The organism is Flavobacteriaceae bacterium GSB9, assembly GCA_022749295.1.
Lineage (GTDB): Bacteria > Bacteroidota > Bacteroidia > Flavobacteriales > Flavobacteriaceae > Flavisericum.
The window spans coordinates 2,251,837-2,270,292 of record CP062007.1 but is presented as its reverse complement, the minus strand read 5'-3'; the positions used below and the strand labels follow the sequence as shown (position 1 = coordinate 2,270,292).

The window sequence follows — 18,456 nt, the reverse complement described above, 5'->3', positions numbered from 1 at the left end:
TAAACGAAATGTAGTTGTTTTTGGGGGGGTGGATGTGCATTAGGAGAGAAATGCTTTAGTTTAGGAAAAACGCATAAAAAAAGGCGAACAAGATGTTCACCTTTTTTTGCCCCAAATCTACCATGAACTTAACCTACTTATGTTATGGTGATACGAATTTATGTGTATTTTCGATAACGTGAACATTTTTTAGACGAAATACATATTTTTAAGATTAAATGCATAATCTGTGGTTTATCCACAGTAAAATTATTGATATCGTAATTAATAGGCACGTTCTTTGTTACCTTCGTAAAAGTTAATGAATGCACGGTTAACGACTCTATTGCCGCCTACAGTTGGGTAATTGCCTGTAAAATACCAGTCTCCCAAATGCTCAGGGCAGGCTTTATGAAGGTTTTCAACAGATTGGAAAATAATTTTAACCTCGGCATTTATCGATTCGTCGCTTAATAGTTCCGATATTTTATTCGATATTTCCTCAGCGGTAAAAGGATCGTAAATTTCTTTTACAAAGTTTTGAACGTGTTTATCGTCCAGATCGGTTTGTTCGATGCATTTTTTATATACATCCTTAACAATATGGTATTTTCCTGATTCTTCAAGCAGTTCTAAAGCCGCCCTAAACGCAATTAAATCTTCCAGTCGCGCCATGTCAATACCATAACAGTCGGGATATCTAATTTGAGGGGCCGAAGAAACCACAATTATTTTTTTAGGGTTAAGGCGGTCCAACATTTTCAGGATACTCTTCTTCAAAGTAGTTCCGCGAACAATACTGTCGTCAATAATTACAAGGTTATCGTTTGGTTTAATTACTCCATAAGTGATGTCGTAAACGTGAGCTACCAAATCATCACGACTACTGTCTTCGGTAATGAAGGTTCTTAATTTTACATCCTTAATGGCTATTTTTTCAATTCTTGTACGTTCGGAGAGTATCTCGGTAACCTTTTCTGCAGAAAGGGAACGTTGCCCGTTTAAAATCTTTGCCGTTTTGGTTTTGTTTATAAACGCTTCTGCCGTTTCAATCATGCCAAAAAATGATGTTTCGGCAGTATTTGGAATATAGGAAAAAACAGTGTTTTTTGTGTCGTTGTTAATGGCCTCGAGTACTTTTGGCATTAATAACTTACCAAGCATTTTGCGTTCTTGGTAGATTTCGGCATCACTTCCTCTGGAGAAATAAATGCGCTCAAAAGAACAAGATTTTCTTTCTAAAGGTTTTAGAATTTGCTTTAATCTTACCTCGCCCGATTTTTTTGTTATTATGGCTTGACCAGGTTCTAACTCTTTAATATCTTCAAACTTTACGTTGAAAACTGTTTGAATAACAGGGCGCTCTGAAGCCACTACAACCACTTCGTCGTCTTTATAGTAATAAGCTGGACGAATACCTGCTGGGTCTCTCAATACAAAAGAGTCGCCATGCCCAATAAGGCCAGCCATGGCATAACCACCATCCCAATTTTTTGCGGCACGTTTTAAAATTTTACCCACTTTTAAGCGTTCGGCAATGAGTGGAGAAGCCTCTCTTTTATTGTAGCCTTCCTTTTTAAGGTCTTTATAAACCTTGCTTACGGCATCGTCCAAGAAATGCCCAATTTTTTCCATTATGGTAATGGTATCGGTATATTCTTTTGGGTGCTGCCCCAATTCAATAAGATTTGAAAACAGTTCTTTAACATTTGTCATGTTAAAGTTTCCAGCCATAATGAGGTTTCTGTGCATCCAGTTGTTTTGTCTTAAAAACGGATGCACACTTTCTACACTGTTCTTTCCGAAGGTACCATAGCGCACGTGCCCAAGTAAAACCTCGCCAATGTAGGGAATGTTTCTTTTTTGGGCTTCAACATCATCTTTATATTCTGGGTGGTCTTCAAATGCTTTGTTTATCCTGTCGTTAATTTGTCCGAATATATCTTGTATAGGCTGTTGCGCTACCGACCGAACTCGGCTTATGTAGCGTTCGCCCGGTTTTGTGTTTAGTTTTATGCTGGCAAAACCAGCGCCATCTTGACCACGATTGTGCTGTTTTTCCATCATGAGGTACATTTTGTTTACCCCATAAAATGCACTACCGTATTTTTCTTTGTAATATTCCAAAGGTTTCAAAAGCCTAATTACGGCAATTCCACACTCGTGTTTTATAGCATCACTCATAGTTGATAAATATTTTCGCTTTGCTCAAAAAATTTATTTCAATCCGTCGAACCCTTTGGTTATTGTGGTTTCGCCGAACTGCTTTTATTTATTTCCCTTGGCAAAACTAAAGGGAAATAGTATTCAATTAAAAACGCACCCTGTTTTTGGGCGCGTTGGGTTATGTTAATTCAATTTCAAATTGTGTTAATTGCTTAAACTGCAACAGTCGTTTATGGACCTCGCTGTGCGATAAGTTTTGCATGCGTTCAGTGCCAAACTTTTCAACACAAAACGAAGCTAATGTTGATCCATAAATAACTGCATTTTTCATGTTTTCAAAAGACATGTCGTTAGTTTTAGCAATATATCCTGCAAAACCGCCTGCAAAGGTGTCGCCAGCACCAGTGGGATCAAATACTTCTTCGAGCGGGAGCGCAGGTGCGAAAAACACATGCTCGTCATGGAACAACAATGCACCGTGCTCACCTTTTTTGATTACCACGTATTTTGGACCCATTTCATGGATTTTTCTGGCGGCCACAACTAATGAGTATTCTCCAGTTAGCTGTCGAGCTTCTTCATCGTTTATGGTGATAACATCAACACGTTTTATAACATTGAGTAAATCATTTAGCGCACAATCCATCCAGAAATTCATGGTGTCTAAAATGACCATTTTAGGTTTTGACTCCATTTGGTCTAAAACACTAGATTGGACGAGTGGATGCAGGTTTCCTAACATAACCACTTCAGCATCTTTATAATGTTCTGGAACAACGGGGTTAAAATCTGCAAGGGTGTTTAGTTCTGTTGCAAGCGTATCGCGCGAGTTCATATCGTTGTGGTAACGGCCGCTCCAAAAGAAGGTTTTACCATCCTTTATAATTTCTACGCCCGAAATGTTGATGTTTTTATTGGATAATAAATCTAAATATTCTTGTGGAAAATCGCCTCCTACAACCGAAACGGCTGCAGCATCTACATCAAAATGAGAGGCTGCCAAACCAATGTATGTGGCGGCACCGCCTAATATTTTATCTGTCTTTCCGAAAGGTGTTTCAATAGCATCAAAGGCTACCGTACCAACTATAACTAATTTACCCATTAAAGGTCTCGTGGTTTTTTTTGCAAATATAATTCTTTTTAAAGATTATTTTTCTCGACATGTGACTTTTTATAATATCGTGTGTCTTAAGAGTACAAATGCTATTATTAATTCTAAATTGAGGGATTTTGCTTTTTTGCTTCCCTCAATTTTTTTATGAAGTTAGGTTATTAATTACTTCCTGCCAAAATCGGCGGGGATTTCGCCCCAAGCTTTGGTTTCCCATTTAACTATTACGGTATTGTAACTGTTGGTTTTTAGCCAGTCTAAGGCACGGTCTACCAATTCAAATAGAGCTTTGTTTTTATTGTTACGCTCTAATTTGGTGTTGCAGTTTTTCTTTTTTACCCAGCTCATTGCGGTGCGCGAATCGGTATATATAATGCGGTCGCTATTATTTTTTTTCAATAAAGCCAAGCCGTGCACAATAGCCAAAAACTCACCTATGTTATTGGTGCCTTCTTCAAACGGGCCTTGAATAAACAATTGTTTTTTGGTTTTGGTATCTACACCGCGGTATTCCATTTTGCCCGGATTGCCTGAAGAGGCTGCGTCAACCGAGATAGAATTGTAATTGGGTTGGCCAATTTTTTTTAGTTGTTCTGCCGAAAGCTCACTTTTAAAGCTTTTGTTTTTGCCAATATAGTCTTTATAATTGCCTTTTAATGCTGTTTTGGCAGCATCGAAAGTGGGGAAGGATTTGTAAATAGCACCGTCGAAATTGTTTATTTGGGCTTTGCAGTCGGTCCAAGACTCAAACACGCCGGTTTTATGGCCTTTCCAAACGGTATAGTATTTCTTTTTCTTTTTACTCATTATGTCATTCCTGCAAAGGAGGGAATCTCATTAATTTAAGGCTTTTCATTTTACCTTGTTAAAACGCTTCGACTTGCTTTGTAAGGTACTTTCAAAGAAAATATATTTTCTTTTCAACCAATGCTCAGCGTGACAAGCTAATTAATTATTTAGAATTTAGAATTTGGAATTTGCTTGTTTAGTATTTCGTCAACCACCTTTGGAAAATGTTCCATTTCCAATTCATGTATTTTAGCAGCGACATCATCAGCGGTATCGGTAGGAAGCACTTCGCATTTGGCTTGAAAAATAACGGCACCTTCATCATAATTTTCGTTTACATAATGTATGGTAATGCCTGTTTCGGTTTCTTTGTTTTCGACTACAGCCTTGTGAACATGCATCCCGTACATGCCCTTTCCACCAAATTTTGGCAATAAAGCGGGGTGCACGTTAATCACTTTGTTAGGGAACTCATCCAGAATAAACTCAGGAAACTTCCATAAAAAGCCAGCTAAAACAATCAAGTCTGGGTTTGAAGCTCTTAAAATGTTCAGTACATCATCGGTCTTTGAAAGTGCTATTATGTTGAACGACAGCGCACTAACTTTTAGTTTTTTTGCCCGATCTAATACTTTGGCATAAGGATTGTTAGTAAGTATTTGAATAACAGATGCATTATCGCTGTTGTGAAAAAACCTTACTAAATTTTCAGCATTAGATCCACTTCCGGACGCAAAAATTACAATACGTTTCATTTTACAGACTATAGTATTATGATTATTCGAACAAAAAAAAGAATAATTATTAACAATTAGAAAGGAAAATATAAATACTTAAAAGTAATTTTAGTAAATTACGGACACATTTTTAAAGTAAAAGTGTGTTTTAAAATAAAGTTTTTTATTTTTGCCAACTAATTAAAACTTAAAATTAAAAGATTATGTCAGACATTGCATCAAGAGTAAAAGCGATTATCGTGGACAAATTAGGAGTTGATGAAAACGAAGTAGTAACTGAAGCCAGCTTCACTAACGATTTAGGAGCAGACTCATTGGATACTGTAGAATTAATCATGGAGTTCGAAAAAGAATTCGATATCCAAATTCCTGATGACCAAGCAGAAAATATCGCAACAGTTGGTCAAGCTATATCTTATATAGAAGAAGCAAAATAAGCAAAATACTTTTATGGAATTAAAGCGAGTTGTAGTCACAGGATTAGGGGCTTTAACACCTATTGGCAATACCAAAGACGAATATTGGGAAGGCTTGGTTAGTGGTAAAAGCGGTGCTGCGCCTATAACATATTATGACACCGAAAAGTTTAAAACAAAATTCGCTTGCGAATTAAAAAACTTTAATGTTACCGATTTTATTGATAGGAAAGAAGCACGGAAAATGGACAAGTTTGCTCAATATGCCATGGTGGCTGCAGACGAAGCTATTGCCGATGCCAAACTAAATCTAGATGAGGTAAACAAATTACGTGTTGGTGTTATTTGGGGAGCCGGTATTGGAGGATTGGAAACGTTTCAAAATGAGGTGATGAATTTTGCCGCAGGCGACGGTACTCCAAGATTCAACCCTTTCTTTATTCCAAAGATGATTGCTGATATAGCACCCGGAAACATCTCTATAAAACATGGTTTTATGGGGCCAAATTATACAACAGTTTCGGCTTGTGCCTCTTCTGCCAATGCTATGTTCGATGCATTAAACTCAATACGTTTAGGGCACACCGATGTAGTAGTAACAGGAGGGAGTGAAGCGGCGGTTACCATTGCAGGTATGGGTGGTTTTAATGCCATGCACGCGTTATCAACAAGGAACGAAAGTCCAGAAACAGCTTCTCGTCCGTTTGATGCAACCAGAGATGGTTTTGTGTTAGGAGAAGGTGCTGGAGCTTTAGTTCTAGAAGAGTACGAGCATGCCAAAGCCAGAGGGGCAAAAATCTATGCGGAGTTTATTGGAGGCGGTTTGTCTTCTGATGCACACCACATGACAGCACCTCATCCCGATGGAATAGGTGTTATAGCAGTAATGAAAAATTGTTTAGAGAACGCAGGTTTAAACCCAGAAGATGTAGATCATATTAATACACATGGTACATCAACACCTTTAGGTGATGTGGCCGAACTCAAAGCAATTTCAGAAGTATTTGGCAGTCACGCAAAAAATATAAATATAAATTCAACAAAATCAATGACGGGGCACCTACTTGGTGCAGCCGGAGCTATTGAAGCAATCTCTACTATCTTGGCTATGGAAAACGGTGTAGTACCGCCAACCATTAACCATGAACATGTAGATGAAAACATTGACCCAGAATTAAATTTAACCTTAAACAAGGCCCAAAAGCGCGACGTAAAAGTAGCAATGAGCAATACATTTGGATTTGGCGGACATAACGCTTGTGTATTGTTCAAGAAAATAGACTAAATCCCGAATGAAAAACATTCGTAACATATTAAATTCCCGTTTTAAACGCAACGGGAATTTTTTTGTGGATATAAGTAAAGTTTTAGGGTTCAAGCCCAAAAAAATTAGATACTATAAAAAAGCCTTCACCCATCGTTCAATGAACATAAAAGATGAAGAGGGTAACCCCTTTAATTACGAACGGCTTGAATTTTTGGGTGATGCCATGCTTAGTTCGGTAATCGCTTCTCATTTATATGTTGAAGCGCCTAGCGGCGATGAAGGGTATTTAACAAAAATGCGCTCTAAGATAGTTAGCCGGGAGCATTTAAACGAACTGGGTAGAGACCTTAAGCTAATCGATTTAGTAAAAAGTAAAATTCCACCAGGTCAGTTTGGTGACAATATACACGGCAATTTATTTGAAGCTTTGGTAGGTGCCATATTTTTAGATCGTGGGTATAAATATTGTGAAAAATTTATCTATAAACGGGTTATTATTCCATACGTAGATATAGAAAAACTTGAAGGCAAGGTAATAAGCTACAAAAGTTTATTGATAGAATGGTGTCAAAAAGAAAAGAAAACCTTTGGTTACAATGTTTATGAAGATACTGGAAATGATGATGTAAGACACTTTTCGGTTAAATTATCCATAGACGATAAAGTAGTGGCCAAAGCCAGGGCCACATCAAAGAAAAAGGCTGAAGAAAAAGCCTCAAAACGCGCCTTTTTTGCGTTTCAAAGTAAAATGTCTAAAATGATTTAGGTAATTTCTTTCGTCATCTCCCTACTATAACGTTTTAGTTGTTTTTCTTGGTAAGATTAGCGATTACTTAATACAATACAATTTTATAAATATTATATTTACGAAATTTTTAAATGTGTTATGGCTGTTCACAAACTTGTCCTTGATGATGCTTTTGATGATTCGGTATTTACACTTGTTGCCATACATTGCCGGTTAGAAGATTATCGATTGGCCTACCTTTTAAACAAGAACTTAGGAGTTTCGCTTGCTAGAAAACTTAAGGACATTGATATTATAAACGGAAAAGCATCATATTCAATTTATGAATGGGAAGATTTAAAGCAGCTAATAACATGGAGTTTGGTTTCAAACATTTGCAAATTAGAGGAAGTTCAACCAACCAATCAAAAGTCGTTATTCGACAATGAAGAAAATATAATAAAGACCTATCATTTGTTGCCAGAACATAAAACTGTAAATTATTTTTTGAAGATAGATGGTGATTTGGGGTACGGTAAAGAAAAATATATTTTAGATACCATTTTAAAAATACCACAAATTGCTACAGCTTACAGTATCGATTCTGGTCAATTGAAGTCTAAAGACCATTTAATTTTTAACTAATGTCAGCAGCACAGAAAAAAACCAAGATAGTGGCAACCCTAGGCCCAGCTACAAGTACAAAAGAAGTGTTAAAAGGGATGCTCGAAGAGGGCGTAAACGTATTTAGAATTAATTTTTCGCATGCCAATTATGATGATGTAAAGGAGCGTATCGATATGATACGCGAACTTAATGATGAGTACGGATTCACTGCGGCCATTTTGGCCGACTTACAAGGTCCAAAACTTCGTGTGGGTGTTATGAAGGAAGAAGTAGTTGTAAACCCTGGTGACGAAATAACTTTTGCAACAGGAGAACGCTTTGAAGGTACCAAAGAGCGGGTATATATGACTTACGATAGATTTCCACAAGATGCAAAACCTGGAGAGCGTATTCTTTTGGATGATGGTAAACTAATTTTTGAAGTCGTTTCAACAGACAAAAAATCAGAAGTAAAAGCCAAAGTTATTCAAGGTGGCCCATTAAAATCGAAAAAAGGGGTAAACCTTCCAAATACCAATATTTCACAACCGGCATTAACCGAAAAGGATATCGAGGATGCCATTTTTGCAATAAAACAGGATGTTGATTGGATAGCACTTTCTTTTGTTCGTCATGCCGAAGATTTAATGCAATTACGCGATTTAATCAACCAGCACAGTGACCACAAAATACCTATCGTGGCCAAGATTGAAAAACCTGAAGCAGTTGAAAATATTGATAAAATTGTAGCCTACTGTGATGGTTTAATGGTGGCTCGTGGAGATTTAGGAGTTGAGGTGCCAGCACAAGAGGTGCCGCTTATCCAAAAAGAACTTGTATTGCGTGCCAAAAAAGCCAGAATTCCAGTAATTATCGCCACACAAATGATGGAAACCATGATTTCCAGCTTAACACCTACACGTGCCGAGGTAAACGATGTGGCCAATTCGGTAATGGACGGCGCAGATGCCGTAATGCTGTCTGGAGAAACTTCGGTGGGTAAATATCCAGTGCAGGTTATTAAAAAAATGTCTGACATACTAAGAAGTGTGGAAAATTCAGAATTGATTAAAGTGCCACAATTGCCACCGCACATTCGAACCAATCGTTACATTACAAAATCGATTTGTTATCATGCCGCCAATATGGCGAACGAGATTAGTGCTCAGGCTATTTCAACCCTAACAAATAGTGGTTATACAGCATTTCAAATATCGGCATGGAGACCGTCATGTCATATTTTAGTGTTTACTTCAAATAAGCGTATTTTAACAAGATTAAGTTTACTTTGGGGTGTTCGTGCTTTTTATTACGATAAGTTTGTGAGTACCGATGAAACCATTGAAGATGTAAATGCCATTGCATGTAAGCAAGGGTATTTAGATGTAGGCGATATGGTAATAAGTTTAGCGGCCATGCCAATTCAAGCTAAAGGTATGGTAAACACATTACGTGTTACCGAGATAGAAACCTGTAATGTATAGTGCTTTGAAACAATGAAAAACATATTTTAAAACAAAACGCGCTACATATTGTAGTGCGTTTTTATTTTTAGCATTTTTAGAATTCAAGCCGTAATTGAAAAAAATAACTCGAAAGCTTATATTTGCACCTCAAAACAAAAAATTAGGTGAGTAAATCTACCCTCTCGCAAACCTATGCACAGCTTTTGCAAACGCAAAAACTGCAAAAAGCTATTGCCCAAACCGAATCGAAAACTCATTTAAAAAATCTTGTAGGATCATCGCTGTCTTTTGTCATTTCAAACGTTTTTAAAGAAATTGAAAAGCCATTTTTAATGGTGTTTAATGATAAAGAAGAAGCGGCCCATTACTTGAACGATCTCGAGCAACTCTGTGACGAAAAGAATGTGCTTTTTTATCCAGGAAGCTATCGAAGGCCTTATGATATCGAAGAAACCGATAACGCCAATGTGCTACTTCGTGCAGAGGTTTTGAACCGTATAAACTCGCAAAAAAATCCTGCAATAATTGTTACCTACCCCGATGCACTTTTCGAGCAGGTGGTTACGCGAAGAGAGCTTGAGCGAAATACACTAAAAGTTTCTGTAAACGATAAAGTATCCATCGAGTTTGTAAATGAAGTCCTTTTTGAGTATCAGTTTAAGCGTGTCGATTTTGTTACCGAACCCGGGGAGTTTTCAGTGCGTGGGGGTATTGTCGATGTATTTTCATTTTCTAATGATGAGCCTTACCGTATTGAGTTTTTTGGCGATGAGGTGGATAGTATTCGTACTTTTGATGTAGAATCCCAGCTGTCCATTGAGCAGATAAAGAAGATAAACATTATTGCCAATGTAGCCAATAAGTTGATAGAGGAAAAACGACAGAGTTTTTTGAAATATATTGCTCAAAAAACGGTGGTTTGCTTAAAAAATGCCGATTTGTTGTTTTCTCGTATTGATGATTTTTATGAAAAGGCCGAGACGGCTTTTAAGGAACTGTCGTCCGATTTAAAGCATGCCAAACCCAACGAGCTATTTTGCGATTCGGCATTGCTTAAAAAACAGCTTTTGGATTTTTCAATCTTGGAGTTTGGTACGTCTTCTGTTTACAATAAAACACCTAATAGCGTTATTGCATTCAGCACAACGCCACAGCCCACATTCAATAAGCAATTTAATCTGCTAATTGAAGATTTAAACAAAAACCATAACAAAGGTTACACCAATTATATCGCTTGCGTTAGTGAACAACAGGCTAAGCGTTTTCATGATATTTTTGATGATTCTAACCTAGAGGTACGCCCATATAATACTGCTATATTATCATTGCATCAAGGTTTTATAGATCATGATGCCAAAATAGTGTGCTACACCGACCATCAAATTTTTGAGCGTTATCATAAATTTCACCTCAAAAATGGTTATGCTAAAAAGCAAGCTATTACCTTAAAAGAGCTTACCAATCTAGATATCGGCGATTATGTAACCCATATCGATTATGGTATTGGTCGTTTTGGTGGACTTCAGAAAATAGATGTTGAAGGCAAAAAACAGGAAGCCATAAAGTTGATTTATGGCGAGCGTGACGTATTGTATTTAAGCATTCATTCGCTGCACAAAATCACCAAGTTTAATGGTAAGGATGGCAAACCGCCAAAGATTTATAAACTGGGCAGTAAGACGTGGAAAACCCTCAAGCAAAAAACAAAAGCGCGCGTAAAGCATGTGGCTTTTAATCTTATAAAACTTTACGCCAAACGTAAAACCGAAAAAGGGTATCAATACAATCCAGATAGCTATATGCAGCACGAATTGGAGGCTTCTTTTATTTACGAAGACACACCAGACCAAAGTATGGCAACGGCCGATATAAAAGCCGATATGGAAAGCGAACGCCCTATGGACCGGTTAGTATGTGGCGATGTGGGCTTTGGAAAAACCGAAGTCGCTATTCGGGCGGCATTCAAGGCGGTAGATAATGGTAAACAAGTTGCCATTTTAGTTCCGACTACCATTTTAGCTTATCAGCATTACAGAACGTTTAAAGGGCGTTTGAAAGATTTTCCGGTTACAGTCGATTACCTGAACCGTTTTAGGACAGCAAAAGAAAAACGAGAAACATTGGAAGCCTTGGGAGAAGGGAAAGTTGATATTATAATTGGTACACATCAACTCGTTAACAAAAATGTAAAATTTAAGGATTTAGGACTTTTAATTGTTGATGAAGAACAAAAATTTGGCGTAGCCGTAAAGGAAAAATTAAAAACCTTAAAGGAGAATGTCGATGTGTTAACACTTACCGCGACTCCTATTCCCCGAACGCTTCAATTTAGTTTAATGGCAGCGCGAGATTTATCGGTTATTACAACGCCGCCACCTAACCGTTACCCTATTGAGAGCCATGTTATCAGGTTTAATGAAGAGGCTATCCGCGATGCAGTGAGCTACGAAATTGAACGTGGCGGACAAGTTTTCTTTATCCACAACAGGATTGAAAACATAAAAGAAGTTGCCGGAATGATTCAGCGTTTGGTTCCCGATGCTAAAATAGGTATTGGCCATGGCCAAATGGAAGGCAAAAAATTAGAGCAGCTTATGTTGCAATTTATGGACGGTGCTTTTGATGTTCTGGTAAGTACCACCATTGTTGAAAGTGGTTTAGATGTGCCCAACGCCAATACTATTTTTATTAATAATGCCAATAATTTTGGTTTGAGCGATTTGCACCAAATGCGTGGTCGAGTAGGGCGTAGCAACAAAAAAGCGTTTTGTTATTTTATTACGCCCGAATATTCGGCAATGACCGATGATGCCCGAAAACGTATTACCGCACTAGAGCAATTTACCGAATTGGGTAGTGGTTTTAATATTGCTATGAAAGACCTTGAAATCCGTGGTGCTGGCGATTTATTAGGAGGTGAACAAAGTGGATTTATAAATGAAATTGGGTTTGATACCTATCAGAAAATATTAAATGAAGCCATAGAAGAGCTTAAGGAAACTGAGTTTAAAGATCTGTACAACGAACCTGAAGATAACAAGGTTTACGTAAAAGATGTTACTATAGATTCCGATTTCGAACTCTTATTTCCAGATAGCTATATCAATAACATTACCGAACGTTTAAATTTATACACACAGTTAAATAATCTAACAACCGAAGCCGAATTACAAACTTTCGAAAAGGATTTGATAGACCGTTTTGGAGCTTTGCCAGAACAAGTGACCAATTTGTTAAATAGTGTCCAAATAAAGTGGTTGGCCACCAAAATCGGGATTGAAAAAGTGGTTATGAAAAAGGGTAAGCTAATAGGTTATTTTATTAACGACCAACAGAGCAGTTTTTACCAAAGCAAAAATTTTACTAAGGTGTTGCAGTTTGTGCAAACACACTCTAATGTTTGCAAAATGAAAGAGAAGCAAACAAGAAACGGGTTGCGTTTATTGCTTACTTTTGATAACATTAAAACAGTAAAGCAAGTTTTAGAGGCGTTACAGCCTATTGTGGCCTGATTATTGTTTTTTAACAGCATAAATTAATTAATGATTTGAAACGATTATTCTATTTAGCAGTTTTACTTCCATGTTTTATTTGGGGGCAACATACTATTAAAGGCGTGTTTTCTCCTCCAGGAGATTATGAAGTTGCCCTTTTGTACAAGGTAACACCTACCGTTTCAGAGTATATTGGCAATTCGGAAATTAAAGAAGAAGGTTGGTTTGAGTTCAAATTGGATTCTACGGCTAAAAAAGGTGTTTACCGCTTGGTTTATGCCATTCCTCAAGAAGACTATAATTTTGATATTATCTATAACGGAAAAGAAAATATTGAACTTACCTTTAATGCCGAAACAGGAGTAGATTTCATAAAATCTACAGAAAACAAACTGCTGTCTTCCTACACTAACAGCATGTCTTTGGTAACGCAAAGTATTGGTAATTATTACGGTCAGCATAGCAAAGATACAATGGCGCTAAAGGCCATATTTAAAACTCAAAAGGAAACCCAACTAAATTATGAAAAAGCGGCCAAAGGAACTATTGCACTAGAGTTTATAAAGGCGAACAAGCCTTTTATCCCTAAAAAGGCATTGGATGTAGAAACCTATATAAATAAGTTGGAAACCCATTATTTTGACCATATAGATTTTACAAATAAAACGTTACAAAGTTCAAGTTTGTTGCTAGAAAAAATGTTGAATTTCGTTTTTGGGATGTCTTCTAATACCAAAGATGATGTTGAAACCTACAAGGACAACATTGATGTGTTTTGCAGCAAAATGAAAGCGGCTCCAATAAAAGTAAAGCGTATTTTGTTGGTCGATTTATGGCAGCAAATGGCCGATTTAGGGCATGAAGAAGTCGCCAACCATATTGCTGAAAACTATTTGATGGATATTGCTGTAGAATTGAACGATCAAAAACTATTGCACACCTTAATTCTGTTCAGGGACATATCTATTGGAAGCCCAGCACCCGATTTCAATGTTAAAGTAAAAGAAAATGGAACTTTGGTGAGCAAGAAATTGAGTGAATTAAAGTTAGCCAAAAACTATATTATTGTATTCTGGAATAGCACATGTCCACATTGTTTAGAAGAAATTCCACAATTGTCAGATTTTGTTAAATCGAAAGAAAAAGGCTTGGTAAAAGTAGTTGCCGTGGCTTTGGAAGACGACCCAACAAAGTGGAAAGAAATAATCTTAAAGCTCCCTAATTTTATTCATGTTTATGGCGGCGGAAAATGGGATAACGAAATAGGAAATCAATACGGTGTAACGGCAACCCCAACCTACTTTATATTGAATGAAAAAAAGGAAATCGCTGAAAAACCGTTGACATTTGAAGATTTAAAAGCGTTTTTTGAAAGTGAAGATTAGATTTTTCGTCATTCTGAACTTGTTTCAGTATCTCGCACTCATTTTCAAAAATGGTAAAAAGCGTTCTCCAAATGCTCAATGTAGAAGCTTTTACCTTGCTTTACGATGGCAATAATATCAAACCGTACTTCCACATCCAATGCCTTAACAGTAACATATTCGTTAACGGCCTTAACTAACCGTTGAATTTGTTTAGGTTTTACAAAATCTTGAGGATTTCCAAAATCGGTAGTTGAACGGGTTTTCACTTCAATAATGGCCAAAGTTTCATTTTTTCGGGCGATAATATCCACCTCGGCTTTGTCAAAACGGTAATTGCGTTCTATAATATCATAATCGTTTTTCAATAGAAAATCTACTGCCAGTTGTTCGCCTTTTTTACCGAGTTGGTTGTGTTGTGCCATTAATAATTAGCCGTTTATATTGGTTCGAACACAAGAACTAGTTTGTTAAAATCAGCGGCGCTATTTATTACGGTTCTATAGTCTTCGTAATGCTCTTTTTCTATTATGTTTTCTCTGTAATGCTCGTCTGCAGTAATGGTTAGTAGATTATCGTTAAGTTTGAAATATGAATGGAAAATAAGCGTTTCCTCTTCATTTTCTGTAAATGAATTTTTAATGTTAATATCATCTAGATTAGCAACTTTGTAGCCCTCAGGTATTTTTATGTTAATTTTTCTGTAGTAACTCTTTGTAAATTCATTCTCTACAGGAAGAACTCGTTCTTTTTCTTGATATAGTTGCATTTGCCTACCAATTAAATCACCAACTTTTACCAGATATTTTTTTCCTGCCTTTTCAACCAATGCTTCGGTGTTAAAATCTATTATAAACTCAATAGGTTTGATGCCAAATAATTCAGGGTCATCGTTTATAACTTCATGGTGTGTAACGTTAATATTTTCGTTGATGTTTTTTGCAAAGCCCTCTATTAATTTTTGCTTTTCTTCTTCTTTTGCTAAATGAATATAGGGTTGAAAATACATGGCGTAATAGCCGGCCATAGATCGGTGTAGTTTTACCGAACAATTAGAAATGTTATTTTTTTCAAAATTTACATCAATAACCATTTTATCTACAGTTTTGTCTGCTTTTATTGGGTTTATGTATTTAACTTCGCCTACACCAGACACAAAATCACCTACCTTAATCTCTTTAATGAATAGGCCATAATTATCGGTTAAATAAGCGGGAGGGAAACCATATCTTGAATTTAACTCGGTTGGAGATAGAAATTTTTTTGATTTGTTGAAGTAAATTAAAAAGTCGGTTAAAAAATTGTTTGCTTCAAAGTTTTTATCAAATTTTAAATCTTTTCTATTACTGGTAATAACTATTTCGTGTTTTATATTCAGGGTTCTAAATAATGCAATGTATAGCTTTAGCAAACCTACTTCGTTTGCGATTTTTTTGCTTAAAACTTCATCCAAATCTTTAAAGTTGCTGCTGCCATCTTCAGTAAGATATACGTTCGATTTTATAAAGAACTCAAGTTTTCTTATGAGTGTTTCTTCGTTTGGTTCTTTCCCTTTTGTTGCTTCTTTGATGAATTTTTTGAGTAGATTCTCTGTTTTTCCTTTTAATCCCCCATAATAAAAAGCATGAATGTTTTGTGCAACATTGCCGTAAGAAGATATGTCTTTAGAATTATCGGCGGTATTTCTGTCTAGCTTATAAATAACAGCTTTTTTAGATGCATTGTAGGCAGACATTTCCTCATTTTCCAGTGGTTCTATTTGGTCGATTTTTAAGTTCCAGTGCCGTTTATTTTTAGTAAGGGTGTCCCTTGTTATTTCTGGGGTGTTGTTTAGGGTCTTAAAATCAAATATTAAATTGTTTGGTGCAAATAAATCGAACTCAACATTGTTTTTTGTGTAATCTGATTGCAGCGTTATTTTATTGCCTTTATATCTTGGATAGCGCCTAACGACATAATAATACTCTATAAAACTTCCTTTTTCAATACCTTCAAAGGCAAAGTACTTATAGTTGCGACCGGTCTCTTCGTCTTGAGCTGTTAGGATTTTACTATCATCCAATTCAATAATTTTTCCATCTTCTTTAATTACTCGGGCTTTGTTGACTTTAAGTTCAGAATTTGATGTGTATGGTAAATACACTTTATTATAGTCTTCTATTTTATCATCAGAGTTTAACCATAAAACGCGATGTTCTAAAAAGTACTCTACTAAGCCTTCTTCTTGAAAGAAAAATTCTGTAATTATTTTGTCTTTAATGGCGATTAACGGTACCTGTGTTTTGTTGGCTATTTCGTAGGTGGGATTTTCGCTCCATGTGTAATCTAGATAAAACGGTTTGTTTTGAGATAAGCCGATGTTTACTAGGAATAAAAGAGCGAAAGTTAGTTTTGATGTTGGCATGTGAATTATAATTTTTTTAAGACGATAACTTCTTTAAAGGCATTTTCTATTTTTTTAATGAGTTTATTGACTTCTTTCTGTTGGTTAGTATTTAAGCTAATAGTATTTAAGCTATAGGTGTGACTGTATTTAATTCTGTTATTTTTCACCTCGTAATTAATGCTAGCATTTAAATATTCGTTGGAGAGATTAATATTTTCTGGTAAATAATTTAGTTTGTAACCATTGGGTATATTTAAGTAAGTAGTGTAGTTAAAATAGTTAGTGTGTTCATATTCAATGGCATTTTTTCTGTCTTCTTCGGTTTTGTGTGAGGATAAATCTTTGTTAAGATTTAGATTAACATAAATTTCATCTCCCATTTTTTTAGCATAATCATTAATTGTAAAATCGTAATTTATGATTAAGTTTTTTTCGTAATCGAATTTATTGGTTTCTGTGAAAAAATGGATTAAAAATTTGTTGTTCCCTTTTTGCAATCTGGTATTATAAAAGGCCTTTGTTTTTTCTTCAGAGGTTTTTTCTTCTAAGAAATGAAAGGTGTCGATCTTGTTGTATCCAGCAATTTCTGTTTTAGATTGCCCTACTAAATTTTCATTTAGCAGGTTTACGGTTGTAGTATCGATAACCGCATTTTTTATTGCTGGCAGAACGGGTACTTTTTTTATAACGAACTTAGATTCTCCATTGGCAATTAATGCTTCCTTACCCTGAATAAACGAAGTTGGGTAATCTATGGACTGATACCTTCCAGTAGCGTCTAAAAAGTATGTTTGGCCATCTTTGTTTGTGTATGATAAAATCATGTGGTTGTCGACCATAGGGGTAGGTAGTTCTTCGTAGCTGTATGGTATACTTCGGGTCCCTATCCAGGTTAAGTCTCCTTTTATGCCAGCAATCTTTAGCATGCTATATAAAATACTGGAGTTGTCTTTACAATCGCCGTATTTTTTTTGGAAAACATCGTTAGCTTCTCTAGGAATAAATCCGCCTAAGGCATATTCAAAGGCAATATATTTTATATTTTTTTGGGTCCAGTAGTATATCGATTTTACTTTTTCTAAATCAGTCGTTTTATTGGCTGTAAGTTCTTTTACAAGCCTTATAAGTTCTTCGTTTGGCTTATCATTGTTTATATTTTTTACCAATGAATAATACCAATCGTATAAATCTGATACGTTTTTGGCCAAACGGATGTTTGTGTCATCTGATTTATATGAGGTTATGATAGGTACAATATGCGGAAGAATTTTTTTGTACGTAGGAGTGCTAGGCTCATATTTGTATTGATCTGTGTTTTTTAGTTCCCATGTATAAATGTTAGTGCGGCGTTTTTCAACCTTATTGAAATCAATATTTAAAGAATCTATATTAAATGCTTTAAAAGTTAGGTCGATTTCTTTATCGGCTATTATTGTAACTTTATTATTAACTATTGGTGAAAAGTCTCCAAAATAAAAGGGACTCAAAAAGCGTGGGTTTTTAACGTTCTCGGAATATTTTAATACAGATTTCGACCCTTTTTTTAGATTAGGGAAAATGAAAGTTAATGATTTCGTGTCATCGTAAAAAGAGTGGTCTAACTCATCTTTTTCCTTAAAATCGGTTACTTCAAATTCTTTGTATTTACCATCTGAATAAGTAAAAGAAGACGCTTCTACCTTATCTAGCTCAAAAAATGAAGAGAAATTCAATGCTTTTTTGGCATTGTAGCTCGCTCCCTCGTCCAAGTATAGGTCTTCCTCAAAAAATTCTTGGGTGATATCTAATTTACCATAATTAAGCTTGATAGTAACCATGGTGTTTTGATTAACTCTTACCGATTTTGCATTGGGATAGAGTTTTTTATAAAGATTGAATTCTGCAGATTCTTGAGCAAAACTGCCTAAGTGCGATAAACAAATAAAAATAAAAATAAAGCGCATTC

The 18,456-nt window shown here is 35.9% G+C and carries 14 protein-coding genes; 7 read left to right on the top strand and 7 right to left on the bottom strand.

Translation table 11 applies throughout. From position 1 onward, the window contains the following. Nucleotides 1–264: 264 nt before the first annotated feature. From GSB9_01990 to GSB9_01987, 4 genes are all read right to left on the bottom strand, one after another. Entirely contained in the window at nucleotides 265–2,163 is a 1,899-nt protein-coding gene (locus GSB9_01990; protein UKM65422.1) for an amidophosphoribosyltransferase, read from the bottom strand. 160 nt (nucleotides 2,164–2,323) lie between these two features. Then, on the bottom strand, nucleotides 2,324–3,250 hold the full coding sequence (locus GSB9_01989; protein UKM65421.1) for a PfkB family carbohydrate kinase: 927 nt from the start codon (nucleotides 3,248–3,250) through the stop codon (nucleotides 2,324–2,326). Between the two features lie 174 nt (nucleotides 3,251–3,424). Further along, complete coding sequence (locus GSB9_01988; protein UKM65420.1) at nucleotides 3,425–4,066, bottom strand: ribonuclease H family protein; 642 nt, start codon at nucleotides 4,064–4,066, stop codon at nucleotides 3,425–3,427. 149 nt (nucleotides 4,067–4,215) lie between these two features. Continuing rightward, on the bottom strand, nucleotides 4,216–4,803 hold the full coding sequence (locus GSB9_01987; GenBank protein ID UKM65419.1) for a phosphoribosylglycinamide formyltransferase: 588 nt from the start codon (nucleotides 4,801–4,803) through the stop codon (nucleotides 4,216–4,218). A gap of 185 nt (nucleotides 4,804–4,988) precedes the next feature. On the opposite strand from GSB9_01987, the gene GSB9_01986 reads away from it, so the two are divergent. From GSB9_01986 to GSB9_01980, 7 genes are all read left to right on the top strand, one after another. Next, nucleotides 4,989–5,222: an acyl carrier protein gene (locus GSB9_01986; protein ID UKM65418.1), complete on the top strand. Its 234-nt coding sequence runs from the start codon at nucleotides 4,989–4,991 to the stop codon at nucleotides 5,220–5,222. 13 nt (nucleotides 5,223–5,235) lie between these two features. Beyond that, nucleotides 5,236–6,486, top strand: a complete 1,251-nt coding sequence (gene fabF / locus GSB9_01985; protein UKM65417.1) for a beta-ketoacyl-ACP synthase II — start codon at nucleotides 5,236–5,238, stop codon at nucleotides 6,484–6,486. Nucleotides 6,487–6,493: 7 nt separating this feature from the next. Beyond that, a complete protein-coding gene (gene rnc, locus GSB9_01984; GenBank protein ID UKM65416.1) occupies nucleotides 6,494–7,234 on the top strand; it encodes a ribonuclease III in 741 nt (246 codons plus the stop codon). A 120-nt stretch (nucleotides 7,235–7,354) separates the two neighbouring features. Continuing rightward, on the top strand, nucleotides 7,355–7,840 hold the full coding sequence (locus GSB9_01983) for an IPExxxVDY family protein (protein ID UKM65415.1): 486 nt from the start codon (nucleotides 7,355–7,357) through the stop codon (nucleotides 7,838–7,840). Continuing rightward, entirely contained in the window at nucleotides 7,840–9,285 is a 1,446-nt protein-coding gene (pyk, locus tag GSB9_01982) for a pyruvate kinase (GenBank protein ID UKM65414.1), read from the top strand. The genes GSB9_01983 and pyk overlap by 1 nt, the downstream gene beginning before the upstream one ends. A gap of 146 nt (nucleotides 9,286–9,431) precedes the next feature. Continuing rightward, a complete protein-coding gene (gene mfd, locus GSB9_01981) occupies nucleotides 9,432–12,779 on the top strand; it encodes a transcription-repair coupling factor (protein ID UKM65413.1) in 3,348 nt (1,115 codons plus the stop codon). A 35-nt stretch (nucleotides 12,780–12,814) separates the two neighbouring features. Beyond that, nucleotides 12,815–14,146: a TlpA family protein disulfide reductase gene (locus GSB9_01980; protein UKM65412.1), complete on the top strand. Its 1,332-nt coding sequence runs from the start codon at nucleotides 12,815–12,817 to the stop codon at nucleotides 14,144–14,146. 44 nt (nucleotides 14,147–14,190) lie between these two features. Here the strand turns inward: GSB9_01980 and GSB9_01979 are convergent, their stop codons facing one another. The 3 genes from GSB9_01979 to GSB9_01977 are packed head-to-tail and all read right to left on the bottom strand — an operon-like array spanning nucleotide 14,191 to nucleotide 18,454. After that, nucleotides 14,191–14,550, bottom strand: coding sequence for a YraN family protein (locus tag GSB9_01979; protein UKM65411.1), 360 nt, complete (start codon nucleotides 14,548–14,550; stop codon nucleotides 14,191–14,193). A 14-nt stretch (nucleotides 14,551–14,564) separates the two neighbouring features. Next, on the bottom strand, nucleotides 14,565–16,529 hold the full coding sequence (locus GSB9_01978; protein ID UKM65410.1) for a DUF3857 domain-containing protein: 1,965 nt from the start codon (nucleotides 16,527–16,529) through the stop codon (nucleotides 14,565–14,567). A 5-nt stretch (nucleotides 16,530–16,534) separates the two neighbouring features. Then, nucleotides 16,535–18,454: a DUF3857 and transglutaminase domain-containing protein gene (locus GSB9_01977; protein UKM65409.1), complete on the bottom strand. Its 1,920-nt coding sequence runs from the start codon at nucleotides 18,452–18,454 to the stop codon at nucleotides 16,535–16,537. Nucleotides 18,455–18,456 lie beyond the last annotated feature (2 nt).

Excerpts from the sequence above, each read along its gene's own strand:
- GSB9_01990 (UKM65422.1), bottom strand. The coding sequence starts at position 2,163 with ATGAGTGATGCTATAAAACACGAGTGTGGAATTGCCGTAATTAGGCTT.
- GSB9_01989 (UKM65421.1), bottom strand. The coding sequence starts at position 3,250 with ATGGGTAAATTAGTTATAGTTGGTACGGTAGCCTTTGATGCTATTGAA.
- GSB9_01988 (UKM65420.1), bottom strand. The coding sequence starts at position 4,066 with ATGAGTAAAAAGAAAAAGAAATACTATACCGTTTGGAAAGGCCATAAA.
- GSB9_01987 (UKM65419.1), bottom strand. The coding sequence starts at position 4,803 with ATGAAACGTATTGTAATTTTTGCGTCCGGAAGTGGATCTAATGCTGAA.
- GSB9_01986 (UKM65418.1), top strand. The coding sequence starts at position 4,989 with ATGTCAGACATTGCATCAAGAGTAAAAGCGATTATCGTGGACAAATTA.
- fabF (UKM65417.1), top strand. The coding sequence starts at position 5,236 with ATGGAATTAAAGCGAGTTGTAGTCACAGGATTAGGGGCTTTAACACCT.
- rnc (UKM65416.1), top strand. The coding sequence starts at position 6,494 with ATGAAAAACATTCGTAACATATTAAATTCCCGTTTTAAACGCAACGGG.
- GSB9_01983 (UKM65415.1), top strand. The coding sequence starts at position 7,355 with ATGGCTGTTCACAAACTTGTCCTTGATGATGCTTTTGATGATTCGGTA.
- pyk (UKM65414.1), top strand. The coding sequence starts at position 7,840 with ATGTCAGCAGCACAGAAAAAAACCAAGATAGTGGCAACCCTAGGCCCA.
- GSB9_01979 (UKM65411.1), bottom strand. The coding sequence starts at position 14,550 with ATGGCACAACACAACCAACTCGGTAAAAAAGGCGAACAACTGGCAGTA.
- GSB9_01978 (UKM65410.1), bottom strand. The coding sequence starts at position 16,529 with ATGCCAACATCAAAACTAACTTTCGCTCTTTTATTCCTAGTAAACATC.
- GSB9_01977 (UKM65409.1), bottom strand. The coding sequence starts at position 18,454 with ATGCGCTTTATTTTTATTTTTATTTGTTTATCGCACTTAGGCAGTTTT.